Source organism: Actinophytocola algeriensis, from assembly GCF_014203735.1.
Classification (GTDB): domain Bacteria; phylum Actinomycetota; class Actinomycetes; order Mycobacteriales; family Pseudonocardiaceae; genus Actinophytocola; species Actinophytocola algeriensis.
In genome coordinates this window covers 176,380-191,537 of record NZ_JACHJQ010000007.1, presented here as the reverse complement: position 1 = coordinate 191,537, position 15,158 = coordinate 176,380, and the positions used below count along the sequence as shown (strand labels likewise).

15 protein-coding genes are annotated in these 15,158 nt (G+C 71.9%); 8 read left to right on the top strand and 7 right to left on the bottom strand.

Going from position 1 to position 15,158, the window contains the following annotated elements; translation table 11 throughout:
• The first annotated feature begins 101 nt into the window (after positions 1–101).
• Both bsaP and FHR82_RS32155 read left to right on the top strand, forming a co-directional pair.
• Entirely contained in the window at positions 102–296 is a 195-nt protein-coding gene (gene bsaP / locus FHR82_RS46650) for a biotin synthase auxiliary protein BsaP (RefSeq protein ID WP_225945265.1), read from the top strand.
• A 51-nt stretch (positions 297–347) separates the two neighbouring features.
• Positions 348–953: a DUF2567 domain-containing protein gene (locus FHR82_RS32155; RefSeq protein WP_184814357.1), complete on the top strand. Its 606-nt coding sequence runs from the start codon at positions 348–350 to the stop codon at positions 951–953.
• Between the two features lie 103 nt (positions 954–1,056).
• On the opposite strand, the gene FHR82_RS32150 is transcribed toward FHR82_RS32155, so the two are convergent.
• The 4 genes from FHR82_RS32150 to FHR82_RS32135 are packed head-to-tail and all read right to left on the bottom strand — an operon-like array spanning position 1,057 to position 4,373.
• A complete protein-coding gene (locus tag FHR82_RS32150; protein ID WP_184814356.1) occupies positions 1,057–2,484 on the bottom strand; it encodes a hypothetical protein in 1,428 nt (475 codons plus the stop codon).
• A gap of 15 nt (positions 2,485–2,499) precedes the next feature.
• Positions 2,500–2,874 carry a hypothetical protein gene (locus tag FHR82_RS32145; protein WP_184814355.1) on the bottom strand — a complete coding sequence of 125 codons (375 nt, stop codon included), beginning with the start codon at positions 2,872–2,874 and terminating at the stop codon, positions 2,500–2,502.
• Positions 2,875–2,929: 55 nt separating this feature from the next.
• Complete coding sequence (locus tag FHR82_RS32140; protein WP_184814354.1) at positions 2,930–3,646, bottom strand: LON peptidase substrate-binding domain-containing protein; 717 nt, start codon at positions 3,644–3,646, stop codon at positions 2,930–2,932.
• Positions 3,647–3,656: 10 nt separating this feature from the next.
• Entirely contained in the window at positions 3,657–4,373 is a 717-nt protein-coding gene (locus FHR82_RS32135; protein ID WP_184814353.1) for an NUDIX hydrolase, read from the bottom strand.
• 70 nt (positions 4,374–4,443) lie between these two features.
• Between FHR82_RS32135 and nadA the strand changes: the two genes are divergently transcribed.
• Genes nadA through nadC form a run of 3 tightly spaced genes read left to right on the top strand, consistent with a single transcriptional unit; the run spans position 4,444 to position 7,906 of the window.
• Positions 4,444–5,454 carry a quinolinate synthase NadA gene (nadA, locus tag FHR82_RS32130; RefSeq protein ID WP_184814352.1) on the top strand — a complete coding sequence of 337 codons (1,011 nt, stop codon included), beginning with the start codon at positions 4,444–4,446 and terminating at the stop codon, positions 5,452–5,454.
• The gene (locus FHR82_RS32125; protein ID WP_184814351.1) at positions 5,451–7,067 is read left to right on the top strand and encodes an L-aspartate oxidase; all 1,617 of its coding nucleotides are present in this window, start codon (positions 5,451–5,453) and stop codon (positions 7,065–7,067) included. The genes nadA and FHR82_RS32125 overlap by 4 nt, the downstream gene beginning before the upstream one ends.
• Positions 7,064–7,906 carry a carboxylating nicotinate-nucleotide diphosphorylase gene (gene nadC, locus FHR82_RS32120; RefSeq protein ID WP_184814350.1) on the top strand — a complete coding sequence of 281 codons (843 nt, stop codon included), beginning with the start codon at positions 7,064–7,066 and terminating at the stop codon, positions 7,904–7,906. Before FHR82_RS32125 ends, nadC begins: the two co-directional genes overlap by 4 nt.
• 183 nt (positions 7,907–8,089) lie before the next feature.
• On the opposite strand, the gene FHR82_RS32115 is transcribed toward nadC, so the two are convergent.
• Complete coding sequence (locus tag FHR82_RS32115) at positions 8,090–8,662, bottom strand: TetR/AcrR family transcriptional regulator (RefSeq protein ID WP_184814349.1); 573 nt, start codon at positions 8,660–8,662, stop codon at positions 8,090–8,092.
• A gap of 49 nt (positions 8,663–8,711) precedes the next feature.
• Between FHR82_RS32115 and FHR82_RS32110 the strand changes: the two genes are divergently transcribed.
• The gene (locus tag FHR82_RS32110) at positions 8,712–10,022 is read left to right on the top strand and encodes a cytochrome P450 (protein ID WP_184814348.1); all 1,311 of its coding nucleotides are present in this window, start codon (positions 8,712–8,714) and stop codon (positions 10,020–10,022) included.
• A gap of 88 nt (positions 10,023–10,110) precedes the next feature.
• Here FHR82_RS32110 and FHR82_RS32105 read toward each other — a convergent pair whose 3' ends face one another.
• Positions 10,111–10,884, bottom strand: coding sequence for a carbon-nitrogen hydrolase family protein (locus FHR82_RS32105; protein WP_184814347.1), 774 nt, complete (start codon positions 10,882–10,884; stop codon positions 10,111–10,113).
• Positions 10,885–10,959: 75 nt separating this feature from the next.
• Between FHR82_RS32105 and FHR82_RS32100 the strand changes: the two genes are divergently transcribed.
• Positions 10,960–12,480 (top strand): ABC transporter substrate-binding protein, encoded by a 1,521-nt coding sequence (locus FHR82_RS32100; protein ID WP_311771368.1) that lies wholly within the window; start codon positions 10,960–10,962, stop codon positions 12,478–12,480.
• Entirely contained in the window at positions 12,447–13,652 is a 1,206-nt protein-coding gene (locus FHR82_RS32095) for an aminotransferase class V-fold PLP-dependent enzyme (protein WP_311771367.1), read from the top strand. Before FHR82_RS32100 ends, FHR82_RS32095 begins: the two co-directional genes overlap by 34 nt.
• A gap of 180 nt (positions 13,653–13,832) precedes the next feature.
• On the opposite strand, the gene FHR82_RS32090 is transcribed toward FHR82_RS32095, so the two are convergent.
• The gene (locus FHR82_RS32090) at positions 13,833–15,107 is read right to left on the bottom strand and encodes a M14 family metallopeptidase (RefSeq protein ID WP_184814345.1); all 1,275 of its coding nucleotides are present in this window, start codon (positions 15,105–15,107) and stop codon (positions 13,833–13,835) included.
• Between the last annotated feature and the right edge of the window lie 51 nt (positions 15,108–15,158).

The following is a 15,158-nucleotide window of genomic DNA, read 5'->3' as shown; positions in this document are numbered from 1 at the left end:
TGCTGAACGGAGCTTGCGGAGTGAACCGGTGGTGCTGAGTGGAGCTTGCGGAGTGAACCGGTGGTGCTGAGTGGAGCTTGCGGAGTGAACCACTGATGCCGATGTTCTGTGTTCACTGCGGCCTGCCCGCGGACGAGGGTGATCACCCGCGGTGTTCGGGAGCCCAGGCGGCCCTCGACCCGCCGCGGTTCTGCCCGGAGTGCGCGCGGCGCATGGTCGTGCAGGTGACGCCATCCGGGTGGTCGGCACGCTGCAGCCGACACGGTGAGCGTTCTTCGGTAGACGCTGGGTACTAGTCTTTTCGCTACGGGCCGTACCGGCTCGGGAAGGTCTAGCGGGAGGTCGGCGTGGCGGAACAACCGGTCGGGGAGCAGGCAGCGCCGCACCGGGGGCCCGAGTACCCGATCTACCCGCCGCCCGAGTACGCGTGGCGCCCGCCCGTGCCGCGGGTCGTGATCAAGCGTGACCTGCTGCCCGCGGTGAGCGTGCTGTCCACGGTCGCGCTGCTCGGCCTCGCCGTCGGCTGGCTGTGGTCGCGGCTCGCGCCGCCGCAGCGGAAGGTCATCACGCAGGACGGCAGGCCGGCGAACCTGACCGACGAGAGCTACCACCGCTTCGACGCGCTCGTGATCTTCATGCTGCTGTGCTTCGCGGCGGGCGTCGTGGCCGCGGTCGCCGTCTGGTACCTGCGGGAACGCCGCGGCCCGGTGGTCATGCTGGCGGCCACCGCGGGTGGTGCGCTGGGCGGCTGGCTCGCGATGTCGGTCGGCAAGGCGTGGGCGGACGGCCGCTGGCCCGCGCCCTCGTCGGTCAAGCCGCTGGACATCGTGTCGGTGCCGCCCGCGATCGAGTCGGCGTGGGCCATCCTGCTCTGGCCGCTGGCGACGGCCCTGGTCTACGGCGTGTGCGCCGCCATGAACGGCATGGACGACCTGGGCCGCCGCCTGGGCTGACGCTCGTTCGGCGCGGCCGTCACGGACTGCGCACTGACCGAGGCCGAACGCGCGGCCTGCCGAGTGGTGCGCGGGCCGGTAGCTGCGTTCGTGGCACCGGCGCTCAGCGATCCGTGCTCGGGCTCGGGGCCTGCGGGGCGTACGCCGGGAGCGCGCCGCCGTCCTCGTACTCCGCCAACTGGGCGCTGAAGTTGTTCATCATCGCCTCGTGGTCCGACTCGGCCTCGAAGTAGGTGTCGGCGATGTCCTTGAGGGCGACGCCCGCGTTGTACAGGTAGTCGCGGGTGTCCTGGAAGGCGGTGGCCAGCGCCTCGATCGCCGCGTCCACCTGGCTCGTGATGCCGCTGACCACCGTGGCCGACCCCATCCCCGCGTCGAACGGGTAGCCGAGGTTCGCCACCTCGCCGTACGCCTTGTCGAAGTAGTACGCCATCGTCGGCAGGGTGACGATCCCGGCGTACCGGAGGTCCGCGATGGCGTCCACGACGAAGTCCTGGCCCTTGCTCTCCGCGTCGAGCAGGGCGAAGTCCTCGTTCTCCGCGTTCCCCATGATCGACTCTTTGGCGTCGATGACCTTCGGCTTGCTGATGCACATCAGGTCGGGCCCGTCGCCGGACAGGTCCGACTTCAGGGCCGCCATGACGGCCTCCGCCTCGGCGGTGCCCGCCTTGAGGACGTTCTGGATCTGGTCGAGGCACGACGGGATGAACTCGTAGGCGGTGGAGCCGTCGATGGTGCGGTCACCCGCCTCTCCGCCACTGAGCTTCTGGACGTTCCCCAGTGCGCTGGACGCGGTGGTGATCGAGTAGCTGACGCGGGTCGCCACCGTCACGGCGGTCGTCAGACCCGCCGCGCCGAAGGCCGCGATACCGCCTGCGATCGCGGCCGCGACCCACAACAACGATTCCAGGCCGAACTTGGTGTCGACGGTCGGGTCGATCTTCTTGAGCAGGTCCTCCGCGAGCCCGAGCGCGTCCGCCCGGGTTCGCTGGATCACCTCCCGGATGCACAGCGCGGCCGCGACGAGGTCGTCGATGAAGACGAGCTGGTGCACGATCGAGATGCCGAAACTCGGGAGGATGCTGCGCTGGAAGTTGTACGCGGCGTCGCCTTCCCATTTCTCGATCTGCAGGATCAGTTCCTCGAGGCCGGTGTAACCGCTGGCCAGGTCGAGCTGCTGGGACGCCCGGCCGAGCCGCGCGACGACCTCGTCGAACTGGGCCGGATCCGCGCCGCCGTCCAGGAAGATCGGCAGCTCGACCTGGGCGAGGTCGGAGATGTCGTCGCGGAAGGTCGCGTGGTTGAACTCTTCGGTGTCGAAGTCGCTCGGTGTCGGAGTCGGGTTCGCCTGCTGGACTTGCTGGATGTAGTCCGCGGGTGCGGCGTACTTCCCGGTGAGCACGTCCGGCAACGTCGCGGTGTAGGCGTTACCGGTGTCGTAGCTGGCGTCGATGATGTCGTAACACAGGTCGACCAGGTCATCCTCGAAATTCGCCAGTTTGTCCCGGTGTTCGTCGAAGCCGTCGGCCATCTTCTCTCCCCCTGGTCAGTCGCGCCGCAACGGGGACTGGTCCATGTAGTCGTCATCGTCGTCGTGTGCCTCGCCTTGGCGGCCGGTCGTCCCGTGCCACGCCCGGACTTCGGGGAGGTCGTCGGCCGCCCCCGTCACGCACTGCTCCCACGTCGCGTGGCCTGCCCGTACCGCGCGTGCGAGCGCCCGCAGCTCGTACGGCGCGGCCCGGTCCTCGGCGGCCGCCGCGAGTTCGCTCGCCGCGGCCTCGACGCGAACCGCCGCCCGCCGCCGCAGCACGTCGAGCCGCATCGCGGTCGCCGCGTCGTGCGCGTACGGCCCCGACGCCATCTCGTCGATGTGCCGGACGATGCGCCGCAACGCCTGCGGCGCGAATGACGTCTCTCCCATGGAAAGCAGTCTCGGGAGCGTGCTTTCCTCGCGCTTTCGCGGCCGTGAAGGCGGGTCAGTTCTCGATCGCCTGCTGCCGCAGATCCGCCGGGGGAGCGGGGATCGCGTGCAGCGTGGCGAGGATGCCCGCCTCCCGGTTCAGCAGCCGGGTCACCAGGCGCAGCCGGTGCAGCGGCCGGGTCTCCTCCAGGATGCGCTGCCGGTCCTCCAGTGGCAGCAGGCAGTCCGTGGCGAGCAGGTGTGCGAGCGCCGACATCTCGACGTCCGCGTCGGGCTCGGTCCAGTCGCCCTGTTGCCACGCCGCGCGGCAGTAGCGCCGGTACGCCGTCCGCGCCGACTCGATCAGCGCGTCGATCGTGTCGTCGGCCGCGCGCCGTCCGGGGATCATCGCCGGTGCGTCCGGCAGCCACTCCACCGTGCCCATCAGGTACGGCGCCGCTTCCGGGTCCACCGACAGCAGCCGGAACCGGTGCTCGCCGAGCGTCACGACGTCGAAGCGGCCGTCCGGCAGCCGGGCCGCCTGGCGCAGGATCGCCGCGCACCCGATCGGTTTCAACTGTTCGAGTGATGTCACCTCGACCCCGGCCGACGGCGCGAGCGCGACCACGCCGAACCGCTTCTCCGGTACCGCACCGGTCATCAGGTCGACGGTCAGCTGCCGGTAGCGCGGCTCGAAGATGTGCAGCGGCAGTGTCACCCCGGGCAGTAGCACCGTCTGCAGCGGGAACAGCGGCAGCGGCGTCGGTGGCGATGGCTTCGGACCCGTGGGCACGAACCCAAGGTTAGGTCGCCGCGCCACCTCTCGCTTGGTTCGGCGGACGGAGCACCGCGAAGGGGTCGGTGACTTCGATGCCCCGCTGGGTGAACCGGAACAGCGCGGCCGGGCGACCGCCCGCCTTTCCCGGTGGCGCGGTGTCACCGGTCGGCTCGAGCAGACCGCGGCGCGACAGCACCCGCTGCAGGTTCGTCGCCGACACCTTGTACCCGAGGGCCGCCGAGTACAGCGACCGCAGCGCGGAGATCGTGAACGTCGGCGGCGCGAGTGCGAACCCGAGGTTCGTGTACGAGAGCTTCGCCCGCAGCCGGTCCCGCGCTCGACGGACGATGGACTCGTGGTCGAACGCGGTGCGGGGGAGCGCATCGACCGGATGCCACGCCGTGTCCGGCGGCAGCGCCGGGTCGACGTCGGAGGGCACCAGCCCGAGGAACGCCGACGCGACCACCCGCTCGCCGGGCACCCGTTCCGGGGCGCTGAACACCGCGAGTTGCTCGACGTGCGACAACTGCCGGACGTCGACCTTCTCCTCGAGCTGGCGGCGGATCGACGACTCCACGTCCTCGGTCGCGCCGAGCCGTCCGCCCGGCAGTGACCAGCGGTGCGCGTGTGGTTCCTGAGCGCGTTCCCAGAGCAGGACCTGGAGTGATCCCGCTCGCACTTGGAGCACCGCGGCCAGTACTTCGTGGTCGGCCACCGGCAACGCGGTGGTAACATCGGGCATGTTTTCGATCCTAAGGCGAAAACCTCTGGAGAGGAAACGGACAGGCGGACCGTAGCCCAGGGAGGGACCAGTGGCCGCAACGCTCGAGGAAGATCTCACGCCATACACCGGGGTCGACCCCGACTCGGCGTGGCGCGACGAGGTGCGCAGGCTCGCGAAGGAACGCGACGCCGTGCTGCTCGCGCACAACTACCAGCTGCCGGAGATCCAGGACATCGCCGACCACACCGGCGACTCGCTCGCACTGAGCCGCATAGCGGCCGCCAGCGACGCGTCCACGATCATCTTCTGTGGCGTGCACTTCATGGCCGAGACCGCGAAGATCCTGGCGCCCGAGAAGACCGTCCTCATCCCGGACGCGCGCGCGGGCTGCTCCCTCGCCGACTCCATCACCGCCGACCAGCTGCGGGAATGGAAGGCCGAGCACCCGGGCGCGGTCGTCGTGTCGTACGTGAACACGACCGCGGACGTGAAGGCCGAGACCGACATCTGCTGCACGTCCTCCAACGCCGTCGACGTGGTCCGCTCGATCCCCGCCGACCAGGAGGTCCTGTTCCTGCCGGACCAGTTCCTCGGCGCGCACGTCAAGCGCGAGACCGGCCGCGACAACCTGCACATCTGGGCGGGCGAGTGCCACGTCCACGCCGGCATCAACGGCCCCGAGCTGGCCGAGCGCGCCGCCGCGAACCCCGACGCGGACCTGTTCATCCACCCCGAGTGCGGGTGCGCCACCTCGGCGCTCTACCTCGCGGGCGAGGGCATCGTGCCGAGCGCGCAGGTCAAGATCCTCTCGACCGGCGACATGGTCACGCAGGCCCGCGCCACCTCGGCGAAGTCCGTGCTCGTGGCGACCGAGATCGGCATGCTGCACCAGCTGCGCCGCGCCGCCCCGGAGATCGAGTTCAGCGCGGTGAACGACCGCGCCTCCTGCCGGTACATGAAGATGATCACCCCGGCGGCCCTGCTCCGCGCGCTGCGCGAGAACAAGGACGAGGTGCACGTGGACGTGGAGACCGCGGCCCGCGCGCGGGGTGCCGTGCAGCGGATGATCGAGATCGGCAAGCCCGGCGGTGGCGAGTGACCAGCCCGTGCTGGGAGGCGCGCGCCGACCTGGTGGTCGTCGGCACCGGGGTGGCCGGGCTGACCGCCGCGCTGCGTGCCCGTGAGCTGGGCCTGAACGTCCTCGTCGTCACCAAGGACGCGGCCGACGGCGGCAACACCCGCTGGGCGCAGGGCGGCGTCGCGGTCGTGCTCGGCGACATCGAGGCCGACTCGGTCGCGCGGCACGTCGACGACACGCTCGTCGCCGGTGTCGGCCTGTGCGACCCGGTGGCCACGTCGCGGATCATCGGCGCCGGTCCCGCCGCGGTGCGCAGGCTCCAGGCGCTGGGCGCGGAGTTCGACCGTGACGTCCCCGACGGTGACCGGCTCGCCAGGACCCGCGAGGGCGGGCACACCGCGTTCCGCGTGGTGCACGCGGGCGGCGACGCGACCGGTGCGGAGGTCGAGCGGGCACTGGTCACCGCCTCGCGGGACGGGCGCGTGCCGATGCTGGAGCACCACACGGCGGTCGACACGCTGCGCACCCCGGCAGGCGAGGTCACCGGGCTGCTCGTGCTCGACGCGAACGGTGTGCCGGGAATCCTCGTGGCACCGGCGGTGCTGCTCGCGACCGGCGGGCTGGGCCAGCTCTACCAGGCCACGTCGAACCCGTCCGTCGCCACCGCGGACGGCATCGCGCTCGCGCTGCGGTCCGGCGCGCCCGTGGCGGACCTGGAGTTCGTGCAGTTCCACCCGACCGTGCTGTACACCGGTTCCGGCGCGCGGGGACGCTGCCCGCTCGTGACCGAGGCCGTGCGCGGCGAGGGCGCGGTGCTGGTCGACGCGCGCGGCGACCGCGTGATGGCCGGGGTGCACCCGCAGGAGGACCTGGCGCCGCGCGACGTGGTGTCCGCGGCGATCACCCGGCGCATGGCCGCGCTCGGCGACGACCACGTGTACCTGGACACGACACACCTGACCGCGGCGGAGTTCCGGCGCCGGTTCCCGACCGTGCTGGCGGCGTGCCTCACGGTGGGTGTCGACCCGTCGGTGGCGCCGATCCCGGTGGCCCCGGCCGCGCACTTCTCGTGCGGCGGCGTGGTGACCACTGTGGACGGCCGGACGGCGGTGGCCGGTCTGTACGCGGCCGGGGAGGTGGCGCGGACCGGTCTGCACGGCGCGAACCGGCTGGCGTCCAACAGCTTGCTGGAAGGTCTGGTCGTCGGCACCCGGGCGGCGGAGTCCGTCGCGGCGGACCTCGCTCTGGGCGTGCCGTCCGAGCGGCGGCTGGCGGCGTGCCAGCCGGTGCCGACCGTGCCCGTCGCCGACCGCGACACGCTGCAGCGGGTGATGAGCCGCTACGCCGCGATCGGCCGGGACGCGGAGGGGCTGGCGGTGGTCGGCTCGGTGCTGGACGTGTCCGCTGTGGACCGTCCACTGTCGACCCGCGAGCTGGTGGAGGACGCGGCGCTGACGCTGACGGCCAGGGCGCTGATCGCGGCGGCCGCCGCCCGCGAGGAGTCCCGCGGCTGCCACGTGCGTGACGATTTCCCGGCCACCACAACGGAATGGGCGCGCAGCCTGACGGTGCGCCTGACGCCGTCGGGCCAGCCGATGATCGCGGAACCGGCGATGGCGAGGGGAGCGGCATGATCGACGAGGACGACCTCGACCGCGTGGTGAAGACCGCGCTGGCGGAGGACCTGCGCTACGGCCCGGACGCGACGACGGCGGCGACGGTCCCCGAGGACGCGGTCGCGACGGCGACGATCGCCCCGCGCGCGTTCGGCGTCGTGGCCGGGCTCCCCGCGGTACGGGCCGTGTTCGACGAGGTGATCGGCGACTACGAGGTGCTGTCCACCATGGCGGACGGCGCCCGGGTGCGGCCGGGCGACGACGTGCTGGTGGTGCGTGCCCCGGTCCGCGCGCTGCTCACGGCGGAACGCACCGCGCTGAACCTGTTGTGCCACCTGTCCGGCGTGGCGACGGCGACGGCCGAGTGGGTCGAGGCGGTCGCGGGCACCGGGGTCGCGATCCGCGACTCCCGCAAGACGCTGCCGGGCCTGCGCCTGCTGGAGAAGTACGCGGTCCGCTGCGGCGGCGGCGTCAACCACCGCCTCGGCCTCGGCGACGCGGTCCTCATCAAGGACAACCACGTCGCCGCGGCGGGCTCGGTGGCCGCTGCGCTGCGCGCGGCCCGCGACCGGGCGCCGGACCTGCCGTGCGAGGTGGAGGTCGACAGCCTCGACCAGCTCGACGAGGCCCTCGCCGAGAAGGCGGAACTGGTGCTGCTGGACAACTTCACGCCGGAAGACTGCGCCACGGCGGTCCGTCGGGTCGCCGACCTTGGCGCGGTGACGAAGCTGGAGGTGTCGGGCGGCCTCAAGATCGCGGACGCCCGCGTCTACGCGGACACCGGTGTCGACTACCTGTCGGTCGGTGCGCTGACGCACTCGGCGGCCGCGCTCGACCTGGGGCTGGACCTGCGCTGACCGAACCCGGGGGCCGGCCTCCGGCCCCGGGTTCCAGCCTCTCACGGGGCACCGACACGCGCGGCCGCGCGAGCCGGGGTTGTCCACAGCGCGAACGGTTGTCCACAGGAACCGGGGCGACGACCCGGGATCGTCGGTCCCGGCCCCTAGGCTGGTGATCGGGGGCCGGCGGCCGCCCCGGCCTCAACCCGACAGCGCGCGTAAGGCCGTCAACCCGCTCAACAGGTCCTCGCCCCGCGGCGCGGCGGCCGGGTCGAGCAACCACTGCATCGCCAACCCGTCGCACACCGCCATGATCCAGCTCGCCACCGCGGTGCAGCGCGGGTCGTCCGGCGTGGTCGCCAGCGCGTCGGCCACGATGCCGCTCGCCCGCGCCCGCACGTTCCGGTACGTCCCGGCCAGCTGCTCGCGCAGCTCGGGAGAACGGTCGGCCTGCGCCATCGCCTCCACGAACGACAGCAGGACCGCCCGGCGCCCGCCGACGTCGTCCAGGAACGCGGCCCACGTCCGGTGCGCGCGCTCGATCGGTGACGCGGCCGGTTCCGCGAGCGCGATCTCCGCGAGCTGACGCGCCCACTCCTCGAACATCTGCCCCAGCGCCGCGTTCAGCAGCCCCGCCTTCGAACCGAAGTGGTAGCCGATCGAGGCCAGGTTCGTGCCAGACGCGGCGACGAGGTCGCGCGCGGTGATGTGCGCGTATCCCTTGTCCTCCAGCAGTTGCCGCGCCGCGGCGAGCAGCTGTTCGCGATGGCCCACCGGCTGATCGTACTTGTGAGCGTATCTATACGCGCGTATAAAACTGGACATGGCCACGGTCGAGGCACCACCGGGAACCGCCCTGCCACCCGGATCGAACCTGCCGCGGCTCGTGCAGACGATCCTGTTCGTCGCCTTCCGCCGCCAGATCCACGCGCGCTGGCGCCGCCGCTACGGCGAGCTGTTCACCACCCGGGTCGCGGCCAACCGGACCATCGTCACGCTGAGCCGCCCCGAGCACATCCGCCAGGTCTTCGCGGGCGCGCCGACGATCTTCCACGCCGGTGAGGGCAACGGGCTGCTGGCACCGGTCATGGGCAGGCACTCGCTGCTCACCACCGACGAGGGCGAGCACCTGCGTGCCCGCAAGCTCCTGATGCCCGCGTTCAACGGCGCCGCACTGCGCGGCTACCGCGACCTCATGACCGACCTGGCCGCCGCGTTCGTCGAGCGCTGGCCGGTCGGCACCCCGTTCGCCGTGCACCCACGCATGAACGCGGTGACGCTGGAGATCATCCTGCGTGTCGTGTTCGGCATGGCCGAGGGCCCGCGCCTCGCCGAGCTGCGGCCCCGGCTGCGCCGCATCTCCGACATCGGCCCGCTCACCGTGCTCGGCTGGAGCTACCCGCGGCTGCGCCGGTTCGGCGTCTGGCGGCGCAACTGGGAGAACCTGCACGCCGCCGACCGCCTGCTGTACGCGGAGATCACCGACCGCCGCGCGGCGGGTGACCTGACCGAACGCGACGACGTGCTGTCCCGCCTGCTCACCACGGCAGGCGACGAGCTGTCCGACCTCGAGCTGCGCGACCAGATGATCACCCTGCTGCTGGCAGGCCACGAAACCACCGCGACCGCCCTCGCCTGGTCGTTCCACGAACTGTCGCGGCGCCCGGACCTCCTGCGCCGCGCGCAGCAGGCGGCCGACGACGGTGACGACGAGTACCTGGAAGCCGTGGCGAAGGAGGCCATGCGCCGCCGCCCGGTGATCCAGAACGTGGCCCGCCTGCTGACCGAACCGGTCGAGCTCGCGGGCTACCGCCTGCCCGCGGGCACCATCGTGGCGCCGAGCATCTCCCTGGTCCACCGGGACGCGAACGTCCACCAGGTACCAAACGACTTCCGCCCGGACCGCTTCCTCGGCAGGACCCCGGAGGCGGGCACGTGGATCCCATTCGGCGGCGGCGTGCGCCGCTGCATCGGCGCGGGCTTCTCCCTGCAGGAAGCGGTCGCGGTGCTGAAGGAAGCCCTGTCCCGCTACGACATCCGCGCGGCGAGCCCGCACGAGGAGTTCCCGAAACCCCGCAACATCACGCTGGTCCCGTCCCGGGGCGCCCGCATCGTCGCGACCCCGCGCACGTGATGAAGGACCCCTTCGGTGCGCTGGACGTGACGAAGGACCCCTTCGGTGCGCCCGAGGTGATGAAGGACCCCTTCATCGCAGCGGGCCGTCAGATCCGGCGGTTCGCCAGCACCGGGATGGTCTCGCGCACCTTCGCGACGCGGTCCAGGTCCAGGTCCACGACCAGCAGCTCCGGGTCCGCGCCCAGCGACGCGAACACCGACCCGTCCGGCGCCGCGACCAGGCTGTACCCGATCCCGGTTGGCGCCTTCTGCGACCCTGCCCGCGCACCCGGGTCCGCCTGCCCGCACGCCACCACCCAGCACGTCGAGTCCAGCGCCCGCGCCCGCACCAGGAGTTCCCACTGCTCCCGCTTGCCCGGCCCCGCACCCCACGACGCGCCGAGCAGCACCACCGACGCGCCCTTGTCCGCGAGCCCGGTGAACACGCCGGGGAACCGGACGTCGTAACAGGTCGCCACGCCGAGATCACCGAGCACGACGAGATCGTCACCCGGCGCGACGGTCCGCGACTCCTGGAAGCCGAACGCGTCGTACAGGTGGATCTTGTCGTAGCCCACGTGCCGGTCACGATCGGTCGCCAGCAACGTGTTGAACACGCGTCCGTCCGGTGACGGAGTGAACATGCCCGCCACCACGAGCACGTCGTGCTCGGCCGCGATCGCGCGCACCGCCGTCGCCCACGGCCCGTCCAGTGGCTCCGCTAGCGGGCCCAGTGACGTGCCGAAACACGCCATGGTCGCCTCGGGGAACAGGACCACCGACGCCCCGTCCGCCGCGGCGGCCTTCACCTGGGCCGCCACCAGCTCCAGGTTCTCCGTTGGTGATGGCGAGGACGTGATCTGGCTCAACGCGACGCGCACGGCAACCGACCTCCCGGAGCGAGAATGCGTAATCCCTCCCCGCGAGGATATGTCGCCCGGCTAGGGTCGGGCCTCGTGCCTCACAAGTCGCGTCTCCTGGTGCCGTTGCTCGCGGCCGCGCTCGTGGGCGCCTGCACCGGTGACCCGGCGCCACCGGCCTCCGGCGACCCGGACGGCACCTCGATGGTGATCGCCGTCGCCGACGAGCCCGCCGACGTGAACCCGCTGTCCGGGTACGCCGAGAACGGCGCCGCGAAGCTGTTCGACGGGCTCGTCGAGCACGAGGCCAACCTGGCGCTGCGGCCCGCGCTCGCGGTCGACCTGCCGGAGCCGTCCGCCGACGGTCGCTCGTGGACGGTCCGCCTCCGCGGCGAGGTCACGTTCGCCGACGGGACACCGTTCGAAGCAGAGGACGTCGTGGCCACCTACCGCGCGGTGCTCGACCCGGCGCGGAAATCGCCGGTGCGGAAACGGTTCTCGATGCTCAAGGACGTCACCGCGCTCAACCCGTCGACCGTGCGCTTCGACCTGACCGCGCCGTACGCGCCGTTCCCCGAACTGCTCGTGCTCGGCATCGTGTCCAGCGAGTCGGTCGCCACACCGGAGGCGGTCGGCACCGGGCCGTACCGCCTGCAGTCGTGGACCCGCGAGAAGCGGATGGTGCTGACCGCCAACGCCTCGTACTGGAACGACCCGCCCGCCATCGAGAAGGTCACCATCGAGTTCATCCCCGACGACGACGCCCGCGCCGCCCGGCTCCGCGACGGCAAGCTCGACGGCGCCGTGCTGCCGCCGCCGCTGGCCGCCGGGTTCGAGGACACCGACGGCATGCTGGTCGCCTACCACAGCGCCGCCGACGTGCGGGCCGTCGTGCTGCCCACCGGCGACCCCGTGACCGGCGACCCGGACCTGCGGCTCGCGCTGAACCACGCGGTCGACCGCGAGTCCATGGTCGAGGACGCGGTCGCGACGAAGGCACGCGTCGCCTACACGCCGATGCCGAACGTGCTGGCCGAGTTCGTCGACGCGGACGCCACGTTCGAGTTCGACGTGACCAGGGCCCTCGACGCGCTGTCCGCGGGCGGCTGGCTGCCGGGCGAGGCCGGTGTGCGGACCAAGAACGGCGTGCCTGCCCGGTTCACGCTGCACTACCCGGCCGGCGACTCGGTGTCGGAGGCACTGGCGCGGGCGTTCGCGGCGAACGCCCGCGCGGTCGGCGTCGAGGTGACCCCCACGCCCGCGACCTCCGACCTGCCCGGCCCGTCGGTGGTGCGCTTCGGTGACCCGTTCGACCCGGACCCGGACCTGTACCCGCTGGTGCACAGCGGTTCCGCGCTCGGCGCCTACGACAACGAGACGGTCGACGAGGCCCTGGAGACCGGCCGCACGGCGACGGACCCCGCGCAGCGCGCGACCGCGTACCGCAAGTTCCAGCGGTCGTGGGTGGGCGCACCGGGCATGGTGGTGCTGGTGGCGCCGAACCACACCTACGTCATGCGCGAGAGCTGGGACGGTTACCAGCCGGTCGTCGACGCGGCCGGCGCCGACTTCACCTGGGGTGCGTGGTGGAACCTAGAGGCCTGGACCCCGCGGTGATCGACCTGCACGCGGTGCGGGCCGACACCCCGGGCAACCACCGCGGCGTGTTCCTCGACAGCGCGGGCTCGTCGCTGCCACCCGTCCAGGTGCTGGACGAGGTGGTGGCCCACCTGCGCCGCGAGGCCGAGGTGGGCGGCTACCGGGCGGCCACCGAGCGGGCGGACGACCTGGCCGCGGGCTACGAGGACTTCGCGCGCCTGCTGGGTTGCGAGGCGGACGAGGTCGCGTTCACCGACAGCGCCACCCGCTCGTGGCTGGTCGCCTTCGACGCCATCCCGCTCGCCCCGGGCGACCGCATCCTGTGCACCGAGGCGGAGTACGGCGGCAACGCGGTCCCCCTGCTGCGCCGCGCGGCCGAGGTCGGCGCCGAGGTCGCACCGATCCCGTCGGATGCCACGGGCGCCGTGGACGTGCAGGCGCTGCGCACCATGCTCGACGAGCGCGTACGACTGGTGTCCCTGGTCCACGTCCCGACGAACGGCGGCCTGGTGAACCCGGCCGCGGCGGTCATCGAGGCCGCACACGAAGCGGGTGCGCTGGTGCTGCTGGACGCGTGCCAGTCGGCGGGCCAGGTGGACCTGAGCGACCTCGACGCGGACATCGTCACGGGCACGGGCCGCAAGTGGCTGCGCGGCCCGCGCGGTACGGGTTTCCTGGTGGTGCGCGGCCGGATCCGCGACCGCCTCCAGCCGAGGCAGGTCGACCTGCACAGCGGCACGTGGGACGCCCCGGACCGGTTCTCGCTGCGGCCGGACGCGCGCGTGTTCGAACTCTGGGAGTCGAGCGTCGCGGACCGCCTCGGCCTGATCGCGGCGGCCCGGTACGCACTGGCCCTTGGCGTGCCGAACATCGAGGCCGCGGTTCGCTCCCGGGCGGAACACCTGCGCTCAGGCCTGGCCAACCTGCCCGGAGTGACGATCCACGACCTGGGCGAGGTCCGCTGCGGCCTGGTCACGTTCACCGTCGACGGCGTCCCCCCGACGGAGGTCCGCGACCGCCTCGCGGACCAGAACATCACGGTGACGGTCTCGGGAACCACGTCGACCCAGTACGACATGACCCGCCGCGGCCTCGACCTGATCGTCCGCGCGTCCCCGCACTACTTCACCAGCCCAGCCCAACTGGACAAGGCCATCGCGTCGGTGCGCGAACTGACCCGGCACCCGTGACACCATGACCGGGTGCCGGACGAGTTCGACTTCGACGTAGCGGTCTCCTTCGCGGGCGAAGACGCAACTACGTCACGTCGGTGCTGAGCCATCGGCACAGCGAAGTAGTCGCAGCCTTCTGTCGAGAGAACGAATGATGGCCCGGCGGCGCAGCCGCCGGGCCATCACGAAAACACCAGCTCAGGAAGCGTTGGCCAGCAGAATGTCGACCGCGCCGTCGTTCCGGGTCGTCTGCGGGGCGATGTCCTCGTCCGGCGGGTAGAAGCCGTCGATGCCGCCGCCCGACGGGTACATCTCGAAGCAGTACGAGAGCACCTTGTGCTGCCCCCACATCCAGTCGTTGATGTCACCGTCGGTGATGTACAACCCGGACGACTGATCCGGCGTGTAACCGTTCGAGGCGGCCATCTCCTCGCCGACCGACTTGAAGCGGTCGTACTCCTCCTGCGTCATGCCCTCGGTCACCGTGTCGTAGGTGTGCCCGAACGGCCACAGCACCAGTTCGGAGAACGTGTGGAAGTCGATGTGCCCCTTGATCTGCTGCACACCGCCGACCACGCGCGAGTCCACAAAGGCCTGCACCGCCCGCACCTCGGGCGCGGACGCGGCCGACGGCCCCCGGTAGTCCTCCGCGGACGGTGTGGTCGACGAACCGTCGCAGCAGCCCCACTTGTAGGAGAAGTTCCGGTTGATGTCCGTGCCGACGGTGCCGTCGGAGTTCGGCTGGCGGTTCTTGCGCCAGCCCGCGTACTCGCCGCCCGCGATGTCGAACTCCGCGCCGTCCGGGTTCTGCGACGGGACGACCCAGATCTCCTTCGAGTCCACGGCACCGGTCACCCCGGCGTCGGACCCGTAGCCGGACGTGAACCGGTCCACGATGTGCAGGCACATCTCCGTGGTCAGGTGCTCGCGCGCGTGCATGTTGCACGTGAACAGCACCTCGGGCTCGTCCTCGTCGGTCGCCGCGTTGTCGCTGATCTTGATGACCGGGATGTCGCGGCCCTCGTACGTGCTGCCGACGCTCGACACCGCCGTGATGTCCGGGTGCGCCGACGCCGCGGCCTGCAGCGCGGCCACCATCTCGTCGTACGTGTGGTAACCCTCGTCGCCGGCCGGGAAGTCGGCCGCCGCGGCGCGGGACACCCCGCCACCGCGCGCGTCGAGCAGCGCGTCCCAGTCGCCGTCCAGCGACAAGGTCAGTCCCTGGTCGCGCAGCGCGGCCGCCTGCGCCGGGCTCGCCACGACCTCCATGGCACCGTCGCGGACCCCGAGCACATCGACGCCCGTGCGGGTGACGTCGGTCCGTGCGTCGGCGGTGTCCGCGCCCTGCACCTGGTAAAGGCCCTGGTCCGGCACCGGTTCCTCAGCGGCACCGGCCTGCCAGCCGGTGACGAGCACCAGGACGGCCGCCGTGACGCCGGCGCCCGCCCCGAGCACGCGACGTTTGGTGAGCATGTCGCCTCCCCGAAGGCTGTTCGTTGTGATCGCCCGAGCCTCGGGCGGCCA

Bases quoted from the DNA above. Each gene is read 5' to 3' on its own strand.
- FHR82_RS32090 (WP_184814345.1), bottom strand. From the start codon at position 15,107: ATGCTCACCAAACGTCGCGTGCTCGGGGCGGGCGCCGGCGTCACGGCG.
- FHR82_RS32135 (WP_184814353.1), bottom strand. From the start codon at position 4,373: ATGCCCGATGTTACCACCGCGTTGCCGGTGGCCGACCACGAAGTACTG.
- FHR82_RS32110 (WP_184814348.1), top strand. From the start codon at position 8,712: ATGGCCACGGTCGAGGCACCACCGGGAACCGCCCTGCCACCCGGATCG.
- bsaP (WP_225945265.1), top strand. From the start codon at position 102: ATGTTCTGTGTTCACTGCGGCCTGCCCGCGGACGAGGGTGATCACCCG.
- FHR82_RS32145 (WP_184814355.1), bottom strand. From the start codon at position 2,874: ATGGGAGAGACGTCATTCGCGCCGCAGGCGTTGCGGCGCATCGTCCGG.
- FHR82_RS32150 (WP_184814356.1), bottom strand. From the start codon at position 2,484: ATGGCCGACGGCTTCGACGAACACCGGGACAAACTGGCGAATTTCGAG.
- nadC (WP_184814350.1), top strand. From the start codon at position 7,064: ATGATCGACGAGGACGACCTCGACCGCGTGGTGAAGACCGCGCTGGCG.